Source organism: Deltaproteobacteria bacterium, assembly GCA_026712905.1.
In the GTDB taxonomy this organism is placed as follows: domain Bacteria; phylum Desulfobacterota; class Binatia; order UBA9968; family JAJDTQ01; genus JAJDTQ01.
In genome coordinates, this window is record JAPOPM010000238.1 from 1 (window position 1) to 10112 (window position 10112).

The following is a 10112-nucleotide window of genomic DNA, read 5'->3' on the forward strand; positions in this document are numbered from 1 at the left end:
TTCAAGCTGGTTCGCATTTTATGATCAGGACAGGCCACATTCTGCCTTGGGAGGCGCCACGCCGGCCCAGGCCTACGAGAAGGGGATGTTGGCGCAGAGGCCGACCCAGCGCCCCGGCTCACCTGCCCCTCTGCCGGCTCTGCCCGAACAGCAGGACGTGTTAAACAGGACCCGGGCGGCATGATCGATCACTTCGGAATACACCTTATTTCTGCCGCCTTCCTGTCCAACGAAGTGGGACCACCTCAGAACTGGAGTTCTTTCGGGTTCTGCCCGAGTGAGCGCACAGTTTTTATGTGGCCTACCACCACATCGAACAGAAACTCATTCCTGAAGAATTCCATCCTGTTGGAACGGTTGCCTTTCCAGAATGTCCGGTGGCTGCGATCAGCGTAGCTTCTCCGGAAACCTTTCGCGAGACAGTCCACCCACTCCTCAGATCGTCGTTTGTTGACGTCGCCACCCTCTGCATTCCGATTCTCAGTTCTTTGCTTTGCTTCGCGCCAAGCCACCTCGACCAAGTTCCCCAGATTCTCGCGATCAACTGGCATTCCGCCCTTCTTTCTTTGTCCCAGCAACCTTGGCGATGCACTACAACCAATGGCTTTCCGTCAGGCCCGCCTTTTCACACTACCAGAAGCCACCAAAGCCTTGCCCGGCTATCATATCCGCAACCCGAAGTTTCGGATCAGTTGACAAAAGTGGCCAAGCAGACTGCTTAACGTTTCTCACCCTTGAACCTGTCGCAATCGGACTGACCGATTCCCGCACCTCAACGGGTTCCGTCAGTCCTCATGGCCGCACACCGTTTATCGATAAGTTCGATCATACGCTGGCGGCGGAACTCCAGAAAGTCACGAACGTTGTCCATGTCGCCCAGAGGTGCGCTCCACAGAAAGTTTTCGAGAGCCCATGTTTCGTCTTCGCAAGGCTTTACCGCCAAGGGCGGCGGCACGATGCGGCAGATCTTGCCGTAGAGTTGCAGCGCCCGTCTCTGGATAAGACTCCGCAGCCTGGGCGAGAAGTCCGTGGGCCTCAAAAAAGCGCCAGGCAAATACACCGAGTTCGCCGCGCTCGTGAACAACCCGTACGGAAGTACCGGCTCCTTTGCGCCCGGCAGATAGTCCAACTCGTCCCGCCACCGATTACGGTACTCCTTGTGGTCAAAGAGGTGCGCAAGCTGATAGCCGTTCGGTCCGCGCTTACGAAACGGCTTGCTGGTGAAGACGAACGCCCACAAATGCTTCGGATAGTCGTTGTCGTCGAGCACAAGGCATTGCGGGGGAACTTTATCTGATGTGGCCCGTTGCCGGAACACCGCAATCTCCGTGCTTCCAGCATAACGTCGAACACCCGGAAAAGCGCAGGGCGAGCCTTCCCACAGGTAAATGGTGGGATCTATGCCGAACGCCTCCAGTCGGGCAGACCAGTCTACCCCCATGCGCCGGTTGTCTTCGACGACCGCGTAGACTATGCCGGGATCGAGGAACCGCACGAATGGTGCCATCGCTTGGGCAAGCTTAAGGAGATCCTCGTCGTTCGGCTGAGACCATACCGGCCAGCCTGCTCCCGGCCGTCCGGCCAGCCGCCCTTGCGACCTCTGCTTCGCCAGAGCGTTGGGCAAACTGTTCGTTCCCTTTCCTGAACCCCGAAACTCGCGATAGCGCACGACCGCCTGTTTCAATGTTGCCGTGCCGTTGTAGATGTCGCCGTCGATCTCTATCCTGTGCCTCGGACGTCTTGCGTCGCGCTGATCTTGCCTAGAATAGGTCAGACGATCGATCAGGCCGACTAACTCATCTTCCTCCCATTGTCTGTCTAGGTCTCCCTCATGCGCCTCGACTCGCCTGCAGTTGGAAAGCCGGTTGTCGGCCGTTCGCTCGTTCAGGCCATGCACGGTGACCAACCAGTCTTTGAACCCTACTTCGCGCATCCTGCTTCTCCGGCATTCGATATTTCAGATATGCGGTTTCAATCCACGCCCGCGTGGGGGGAACTTGTCCTATTATAGTGGGAGTAGCAGCACGAGCACTAGGTTTCAAGCCACGCCCCGCGCGGGGGGGGCGACTCGTCGTGGCGTGGAGGTGGTTTCGTGGGCCATGTGTTTCAACGCCCCGCGGCGTTCCAACAGGTCCGGCCGCGCGGCCAGGCGTTCGACCATGCGCTCCAGGATAGTCTCGTTCGCGTAGTGGGAGATGCGACGATGCGTGTCGGTCGGCCGCGCGGCTGCAGAGGGCAGCTTCGACAGGCACTCCGGTTGATGAACTGAACCCGGGTCCCGCCGCCAAGTTGGTGGAAATAGGCTGGTTGCAGCCGATAGCCGCCGGGGCAGGCGTAGCTGTCCGTCGCGCCGTCGTAGCGGAACCGGGACTTGGTGAAAAGCCCCTTTCTCTTCGTCGGGGACCGGTCCACCGGCTTGGGCACGTGCGGCGTAACCCCGCCCGCCTCGCAGGCTTCGACGTCGTCGACTTTGTAGTACCCCTTGTCGGCCACGGCGTCGATCTTGTCGATCGCGAGGTTTCACGCGCGGCCACCGCAAAGGTGCCACCGATATGCGTCAGCATTGGACGTACTATGTTGCACATTGGACGAACGCAGCGTGCGCGCTCGGAGTTAGCCACACCCTAGGAGCAAAGAAGACTCCGCCGCCGTCCCTTCGAGAAGTACTGCCTCCAGTAAAACGCACGGCGTCTTGGCGGCGGATCAAGCTCCGAAGTCGGAAAATCCCTGGTGTACCCGTCGTCTTCGGTTGACACTGACAGACAGCAACGCGGGGCACACTTCGCAGACTGTCATTGAACAGTGAGACATCCGAGGAAGTGTTGCTTTCACCGCTCCGGCTGAAGTAAGACGAAACCTTTCCAAAACTTTCAGGGGACGCGGGGCTCCGGAACCACAAGAGGATGAACTACTCGGCGGTGGAGTACGTGCCTGAGATGGCATCGGGTAAGAGGGGCCGGGAGGCGGTGGCTTCCCGGCCCTTTACTTCATGGGAGACCTGAATGAGTAGAAGGATATTGCTGGGGCTGGTCGCTGTCCTGACGGCGCTCGCAGTGGCCTGCCTACCAACAGAGAACCTGTCGGTTGAGCCACGTGAGGCAGGGGTCGAACAGTGGCGTTGCGGCGACCGGTTCGACGGCTGCCTCTTAATGTGTCCTGTAACCCTGACGGCGAACACGCGCGCCGGCATGGGTGAAGTGAGGTTCAGCGGGACTGTCGAACGCACCAGATTCGAGATCTATGGTCTTGAACGTAGGTGGGATTGGTGTCTCAAAGACAACGGCTTTGAGTGCGCCTTCGTGATCTCCGCTGATGGTGGAGGCCGCTACTACAATTTCCGTGGCAGTGCACCGGACAAGGACGGACGGAGATCTGCGAAGCCTACCGATCTGTTCAAGTGCTCACGGATGTGACTTATGTTCTTTCCACGAGTGTAGCGGTCACTGCCGTCGCCCATCACGATTGAACCCTCCGTCGATGCGCCTGTGGGGTTCCAGCTACCGGTTCACGTCCGTCAGGGCGCGGGCTGCCGCGGCTCAAACTCTGATTTCTGAGGTGGTCCTGGTTCGTAGGGCAGTTTGGCACTGTTCGCGACGGGCTTACGGCTTACGCTCTACTGCCGTGGAGTCCCCAGTCCCCGCTTCCGCAGGGTCATTATTCACGCCGAGTCGAGGGTGCGCAAGGAGGGCTGTTGCCAACAAGAAATCAACTATTGAGCCGCAACACTAGTGACCCTCGGCCGGACGTTCCGCGAGCCGGACGTCGAACGACAGGAACCGGTCGAAGAGCGCGGTCTTCCGCCAACACCGGGCATCATCGAGGAAATCCAGCGGCAACCGCCATTCGAGCAGCCCGAACCAACGCAACGGCCCGAGGGCGCGTCCCGAAAACATCGTGCCCTCCGCATTCCAGTGCATGTTCGCCACCGAATCGTCGTGAATGGCGCAAAGGGTGGCGAGCGTGCGCACGCTCTGCCACTCCCCGGCCATGTGGGAGAGGCCCCACAGGATCACGCCCATGTCGTCCTGCGGCCACCTCCCCGGTAACCCGCGAGGAAACGTCTGGACGAAGCGCCAGAGTTCGGCGTGCCAGAACACGTGCCGGAACAGGATCGCCTGAAGCGCGCCCCGCCTTCCCGGCCCCAGCATCTCCCGCCCCAGGGCGGTCACCTGGCACACGCCCGCCCGTCCCTCCAGCAGCCCAGCCATGTCCAGCAGACGATGCAGCAGATGGAGTTCCCACACATCACCCTCGCGAAACGCCTTTCCCATGCGGAAATGCTCGGTCGCCTCCATCCCGGGCCAGGTCATCGACTCGCGCATCGCCGCGACCGCATCCCGCCCGAAGTTCCCCTTGCCGGTGAGCCGCAGCGACCCGTCCCTGTCCACCCGATCGAGCACGATCAGCGCATTGCGCACGAATGCCGACTCACCGAAAGCTTCGTCCGGAAGGTCGGCCGCGAGCCTGAGCGTGCGGTTCGCGGCCGACGGCTCGGCGCGAAGCGCTTCGACGCTCCCCGGCTCAAGAAGCCTCCACACCGGTTCCACGCCGCCGGGCCACTCCGAAAGATCCGTCCTCATCGCGGTCTCCGCCACGGATCATACATCACAGGTGGGCCATGGAAACGCAAGCAGGGCATGGCTCCCGATGCTTTCCGCGACACACTCTGGCGCCGCCAGGGCGAGGTAGTCGCCGGCTCGCCCGTCGCTGCGTCCCGTCACGGACCTCGCCGTTACGCTCGACAGCGATACCACCGGAGATCACGGCCGCGCCTTCGAGGCCCTGTGATCAACAGTTCCAGGATTTCCGCGCAACCCCCCGGTGATCCGGCCTGGGATCTGGCACTGGAAGAAGAGTAGAAGGGCCAGCCTTCGGCGGGGGCGGCCGGACGGTCCCGAGAGAGACCGCGCCGCGCCGACTTCCCGCTCCCGGAGGTTGCGCCATGACCGTTCCCGACAACATTTCCGCGGACTACACGCTCCCCCCGAGCAAGCTCGCTTCGGTGCTCGCACTCCTGGTCGAGGCCCGCCAGCCGGCGGTGGTATGGGGGCCGCCCGGAGCCGCCAAGAGCCAGATAGCCCAGCAGGTCGCTGCGGCCACGAACCGCCGGTACGTCGACGTCCGGGCTCTTCTGCTCGATCCCGTCGATCTCCGCGGCATCCCCTGGCGCGACGCCGACGACCGCACCCGCTGGGCTCCGCCCGCCTTCCTGCCTCCGTCCGACGATCCCGGCCGGTGGCTCATCAACCTCGAAGAGCTGCCCTCCGCTGTCCCGATGGTTCAGGCGGCCCTGTACCAGCTGGTGCTCGACCGCAAGGTGGGCGAGTACGAGCTTCCCGAGGGCGCCTCGCTCATTGCCTGCGGCAACCGTGAAACGGACCGCGGCGTCGTCCACCGCATGCCCACCCCTTTGGCCTCGCGATTCGTTCACGTCGAGATCCGTGTCGATGCGGAGGACTGGCTCGAGTGGGGTGCCGCCAACGGCATCGTTCCCGAGGTACTATTTTTTGTCACGTACGAACCGGACCTCCTGCACCGCTTCGACCCTCAGTCCACGGAGAAAGCTTTTCCGTGCCCAAGGACGTGGGAATTTGTCAGCAACATCGTCAAGCACCGGAACGGGCTCGATCCGGCAACGGAGCGGGCGCTTTTCCGGGGGACCGTGGGCGAGGCGGCGGCAGTGGAGTTCTCGGCGTTCCTGAACGTCTGGCGCGAACTGCCCCATCCGAGAGCGGTCCTGAACGACCCCGGGAACGCGGCCATCCCCGAGAACGCCAGCGCGCTGATGGCGCTCTGCGGCTCACTCTACCGTCTTGCGACGGACGTCACCATCGACGCCATCGTCACCTTCGCCCAGCGGCTCAGGCGGGAGGTGGGAGAGTCGCTGGTGGGCGCGTGCGTGCGCCGCGACCCGGCGCTCCAGCGCTCCCCGGCCTTCATCCGCTGGGCCGCCGCCAAGACACAGTGAGGGGGAAGGCCATGCACTGGAGAATCGCACATTATCCGGCGGGCGACGCCCCCTCGCGCGGCTACGTCGTGCGGGCGTGCAGCCGCGAGGCCGCACGGCGGAAGCTGGGCGCTGCAATCAACGTCCCCCTGTGGACCCTCAGGTAGCCCGAAAGGAGGAACCCATGGACCTCAACCGCGACGCCATGCTGGTCGGCCTGCACATCAGCGCCTGGTCCGGCCGGCTCTATGACCGGGAGGCGAGCGACCATGTCGCCGTCCACCACGACGCCAGCACCAGCGCTGGCCGGTACAACAAGCGGCTTCTCCCCAAGGCGGCCCTGGCGCCGCTCAACGCCGTCATGAACGAGAGCCGCACACAGCACTACGCCCAGTCCATGCCCTGGGACGACAAGGGCTCGCGCCTCCTCACCGTCGCCAACTACGACCGCTACACCGAGGTCATGGACGGGTTCCGGGAACGGCTGGTGCGCCAGCGCGCCCGCTTCATCGAGGACTACGACGACTACGTGGAGCAGGCCCGGATCGACCTGGGCAAGCTCTTCCGCATCGAGGACTATCCCTCGAAGGAGGAACTCCGGGACAGGTTCTCCATCCGCTACCGCATCACGTCGGTGCCGGACGCCGACCACTTCATCGCCACGCTCGCATCCGAAGACACCGAGCGGGTGAAGCGCGACATCGAGCGGCACATCGAAGAGCAGCTCCACGACGCCGTGGGGGACCTCTACCGGCGGCTGGCCGAAGCGGTGGAGCGGGTCTCGGAGCGTCTGCAAGAGGACGACGACGGCAAGCCCCTGGTGTTCCGGGACACCATGATCTCCAACGTCCAGGACGTGGTGGACGTCGTTCCCCGGCTCAACATCTTCGGCGACCAGAGGCTCGCGCGGCTGTGTGAGCAGGTGAAGGACAGGATCGCGGGGGTGGAGCCGGATTCCCTCCGTCCGTCCGGTGCCTTCGACCCCGTTGTCCGGGCGCAGGTGAAGCGCGACGCCGACGCGCTCATGGAGCAGTTCGCGGGCTACCTCCCGGCACCGCAGGCCGAAACGGCGCGGCAGGTAGCGTGATGTCACCCGGCGCGCTCAGGGAATCCGCAATCCGGGTCAGCGATTGCGTGACCGGGCTCCTGCAGAAGCAGCCCTTCTTCGGGAGCCTCGTCCTGAGGCTCCCGCTCCGCGCCGACCCCACGCGCCGGACACTGGCGAGCGACGGCCGGGAGATCCGCTACTCGCCCGACTGGGTGGCAGAGACCGACGCCCACCTGATCGAGACCGCGATGGCGCGCGTGGTGATGGCCTGCGCCTTGAAACACCACACCCGCCGGGGAGAGCGGGACCCGGAACGCTGGCAGACGGCCTCGCAGCTCGTCACCCATGCGCTCTTGCGCGATGCCGGCTTTGCGCTTCCGCCCGAGGCAGAAGCCTGGGAGGACCTGAGCGTGGAGCAGGCATACGACCGCCTGCCCGAGCCCGGGGACGGCGATCCCGGTAACGACGGCAGTCCAGCCCAGGGTGGCGCCAACGGCACGGACACCGCCGGCCAGCCGACGCCCGACGACGACGGCGATGAATCCAGCGATCCGTCGGATCCCGTCGGTGACGGCCAGGAGAAGAGCCCTCAGGATCGGGACGGCGCATCCGGTGCGCCGCCGAGCCATGATCCTTCCGGTACAGGCGAGGTCATGGACGCCGACTGCCGCGCAAGCGACGGCTCCGGTTCCGGCGAGGCGCCCGTGGACACCGCCGCCGAGGAGCAGGCCTGGGACGAGGCCATGCACCAGGCCCTCAGCATCGCCAGGGCCGAGGGCAAGGCGCCAGGCGGCGTCGAGGAGACCGTCCGGAACGCGCACGCGAGTGCGGTCGACTGGCGGACGCTGCTGCGCCGCTACATGACCGACGCCGCCAGCCGCGACTACAGCTGGAGCGTGCCCAACCGCCGCTTCATCGACTCGGGCCTCTACCTCCCCTCGATCCGCTCCGAAGGTATCGACACAATTGCGGTCATCATCGACACTTCGGGCTCGCTCCCGGCCCGGACTCTCGCAGAGTTCTGGGCGGAGCTCCGCGAGATCGCCGCCGAAATCAGGCCGGAAAGAGTCTTCGTGCTCCATGTGGACGCCGCCCTGCGGGACGCGGCCGAGTACACGGCTGACGAGCTCCCCGAGGAGATCACACTCAAGGGCCGGGGCGGCACCGACTTCCGCCCGGGCTTCGAGTGGCTCGACGAGCAGGGGATACAGCCCGCGGTGTGCCTCTATTTCACGGACATGGAGTGCTCGAGCTACCCGGAGAGCCAGCCCTCCTTCGATGTGATCTGGGTCAGCTACGGGCCTCCCCCGTCGGAGCGGAACCGGGAGCCGTGGGGCGAACGCATTGACATTGGCCGCTGAGATGTCCGGCAGAGGGGCGGCTGCCCGAAGTGCGGGGCCTCCGCGATGGTCCAACACTCGACGGGGACAGGCGAAGGCCGTGCGTCGGGACCGTGGCGCGGCGCCGGATCGGGACCGTGCCGCGCGCATGCTTCTCGGCCCGGACCCCGCTCCCTGTCGGCCATCCCGGGCATCTTCCTGCGGCTCGCCGGCGGCAGCGCCAGGAGCCAGACACTGCCGGAATGAGCGAATCCGCGATCATTACGCCGAATCCACGGCATTCCGATCCCGAACACGCGCATGCACCACGAAATGAACCCCTGTCTCATCGAGACAGACATACTCGGCGACACATTGGTCTGCTAGTATCCTACGGGTTGTCACTTCGGGCTGAATCTTCGCTGAATCCGGTCGTCATGGCGCTGGCACTGGGCGGCTGTCTGAACCGACACCACCGGTTCCATTTGGAGAACGGGGAGGAAAGTCAGGTTGCAGAGTTCCCTTCATCGTGAAACGGCCTCCGCACCCGGCACTCGACCGATGACGTGCCCGGGGTGCGGCGCGGAGATGGCCTCGGCTCACTGCCACCTGGTGTGCGGCCGCTGCGGCTACTTCGAGGACTGCTCCGACGGGATGCTGCCCCAGGTTGAAGGCCCCTCGGGAACGTCGGCGGTCACCGATCAAGACGCTCCATGCACATGATCCCGGGTCTGCGTTCACTTCCGTCAGGAAACCGCATCCGTTTCCGGAATGCCAAGTCAGGGATGTAGCGGCCATCCTCAACGAAAAAGCCCGCGTCCTGCGGGTGTCGAACCTGCAGGCTCCACCTCCCGGTCCAGACGGTAACCGCGTTCGGGCGGTCACATTTGCCGCGGTGACGGGATGACTCTACACCCACGCTACACCGCCCACTGACTCGCCATCGGCAAAGACAACGGGGTCGGCGACAGCCAGGCCGACATTCCGCCGTGTCCTGCTTCCGCGAACCTCCAGGGTGACCAGGTCGAGGTGATCGGCGCAGAGCCCGTCCTTGCCTCCACTACATCTCGGGAACGACTCTTCGGCACACCGGACGGCCATGGCCTGGACAAACGTGGCCGTCCGATCTTCAGCCATCTATCCACGTGACGCTTCCGCCTCCTCCGGCGCGCAGTCCGCCACGGAGAGGCCGTGGCCTGCCTGGGCCGGGCGGATCCCGCGAGCCCCGGGGCGGGCGCCCGCCCCGATCCCGCCGGCAGAACGGAGGCCATGAACATGACGGGAACATTCACAGCTCAGGACGGCAACCCGGCCCCGTGCCGGGAGTGCGCTGGACACACCTGGCGCGCCCGCGCCCTGGTGCGTGGCGGGCTTGCCCTCGCCGCCGTGTACACGGCCGCGGCGCTCGCGCTCGAAGCGGGCGTGGAGCACATCGGCCCGCTCTGGCTGGCGGCCATTGCCTGGACCTTCGCTGCAAGCCTCGCGGGCGCCCTGTGGCAGGGGTTCCGTCACCATGATTGGTCCGCCTTCTCCCGTTACCAGTTGCCGGAAGACGATGGCGAAATGGACGAGTGGCTGTTCCGCACAGGCCGCTATTCCTCGCTTTGCGACATGGAAGAAGAGCTGCTCCACGACGACGATCACCTTCGCTGATCCATTGACGGCGCCCCTCCCGCCAGCCGGCGCCCGGGCGCTTCGGCCTCCACTGCCGCGCCACCAGCCCCCGGGAGGGGGTGGCCGGCCGGCCGTGGCGAGGCCCGGCGGGCCGAGGCCGGGGTCCCCCACCGCGCCCCCCCAA

At 64.9% G+C, this 10112-nt stretch carries 9 protein-coding genes; 6 read left to right on the forward strand and 3 right to left on the reverse strand.

Annotation, left to right across the window (positions count from 1 at the left end):
• Window positions 1–245: 245 nt before the first annotated feature.
• On the reverse strand, window positions 246–551 hold the full coding sequence (locus OXF11_20075; protein MCY4489398.1) for a hypothetical protein: 306 nt from the start codon (window positions 549–551) through the stop codon (window positions 246–248).
• Between the two features lie 221 nt (window positions 552–772).
• On the reverse strand, window positions 773–1933 hold the full coding sequence (locus OXF11_20080) for a hypothetical protein (GenBank protein MCY4489399.1): 1161 nt from the start codon (window positions 1931–1933) through the stop codon (window positions 773–775).
• Between the two features lie 1069 nt (window positions 1934–3002).
• On the opposite strand from OXF11_20080, the gene OXF11_20085 reads away from it, so the two are divergent.
• Window positions 3003–3413 carry a hypothetical protein gene (locus OXF11_20085; GenBank protein MCY4489400.1) on the forward strand — a complete coding sequence of 137 codons (411 nt, stop codon included), beginning with the start codon at window positions 3003–3005 and terminating at the stop codon, window positions 3411–3413.
• Between the two features lie 312 nt (window positions 3414–3725).
• On the opposite strand, the gene OXF11_20090 is transcribed toward OXF11_20085, so the two are convergent.
• A complete protein-coding gene (locus OXF11_20090) occupies window positions 3726–4580 on the reverse strand; it encodes a hypothetical protein (protein MCY4489401.1) in 855 nt (284 codons plus the stop codon).
• Between the two features lie 362 nt (window positions 4581–4942).
• On the opposite strand from OXF11_20090, the gene OXF11_20095 reads away from it, so the two are divergent.
• The 5 genes from OXF11_20095 (at window position 4943) to OXF11_20115 (ending at window position 9967) form a co-directional block, all read left to right on the forward strand.
• Window positions 4943–5968, forward strand: coding sequence for a MoxR family ATPase (locus OXF11_20095; protein ID MCY4489402.1), 1026 nt, complete (start codon window positions 4943–4945; stop codon window positions 5966–5968).
• 11 nt (window positions 5969–5979) lie between these two features.
• The gene (locus OXF11_20100) at window positions 5980–6114 is read left to right on the forward strand and encodes a hypothetical protein (protein MCY4489403.1); all 135 of its coding nucleotides are present in this window, start codon (window positions 5980–5982) and stop codon (window positions 6112–6114) included.
• Window positions 6115–6131: 17 nt separating this feature from the next.
• Window positions 6132–7034 (forward strand): hypothetical protein, encoded by a 903-nt coding sequence (locus tag OXF11_20105; protein MCY4489404.1) that lies wholly within the window; start codon window positions 6132–6134, stop codon window positions 7032–7034.
• The gene (locus OXF11_20110) at window positions 7034–8356 is read left to right on the forward strand and encodes a VWA-like domain-containing protein (protein MCY4489405.1); all 1323 of its coding nucleotides are present in this window, start codon (window positions 7034–7036) and stop codon (window positions 8354–8356) included. Before OXF11_20105 ends, OXF11_20110 begins: the two co-directional genes overlap by 1 nt.
• 1233 nt (window positions 8357–9589) lie before the next feature.
• A complete protein-coding gene (locus OXF11_20115) occupies window positions 9590–9967 on the forward strand; it encodes a hypothetical protein (protein MCY4489406.1) in 378 nt (125 codons plus the stop codon).
• Window positions 9968–10112: the final 145 nt, after the last annotated feature.

What these genes read in the sequence shown, in the direction of transcription:
- OXF11_20075 (MCY4489398.1), bottom strand. Translation starts at nt 551, where the DNA reads ATGCCAGTTGATCGCGAGAATCTGGGGAACTTGGTCGAGGTGGCTTGG.
- OXF11_20080 (MCY4489399.1), bottom strand. Translation starts at nt 1,933, where the DNA reads ATGCGCGAAGTAGGGTTCAAAGACTGGTTGGTCACCGTGCATGGCCTG.
- OXF11_20085 (MCY4489400.1), top strand. Translation starts at nt 3,003, where the DNA reads ATGAGTAGAAGGATATTGCTGGGGCTGGTCGCTGTCCTGACGGCGCTC.
- OXF11_20090 (MCY4489401.1), bottom strand. Translation starts at nt 4,580, where the DNA reads ATGAGGACGGATCTTTCGGAGTGGCCCGGCGGCGTGGAACCGGTGTGG.
- OXF11_20095 (MCY4489402.1), top strand. Translation starts at nt 4,943, where the DNA reads ATGACCGTTCCCGACAACATTTCCGCGGACTACACGCTCCCCCCGAGC.
- OXF11_20100 (MCY4489403.1), top strand. Translation starts at nt 5,980, where the DNA reads ATGCACTGGAGAATCGCACATTATCCGGCGGGCGACGCCCCCTCGCGC.
- OXF11_20105 (MCY4489404.1), top strand. Translation starts at nt 6,132, where the DNA reads ATGGACCTCAACCGCGACGCCATGCTGGTCGGCCTGCACATCAGCGCC.
- OXF11_20110 (MCY4489405.1), top strand. Translation starts at nt 7,034, where the DNA reads ATGTCACCCGGCGCGCTCAGGGAATCCGCAATCCGGGTCAGCGATTGC.
- OXF11_20115 (MCY4489406.1), top strand. Translation starts at nt 9,590, where the DNA reads ATGACGGGAACATTCACAGCTCAGGACGGCAACCCGGCCCCGTGCCGG.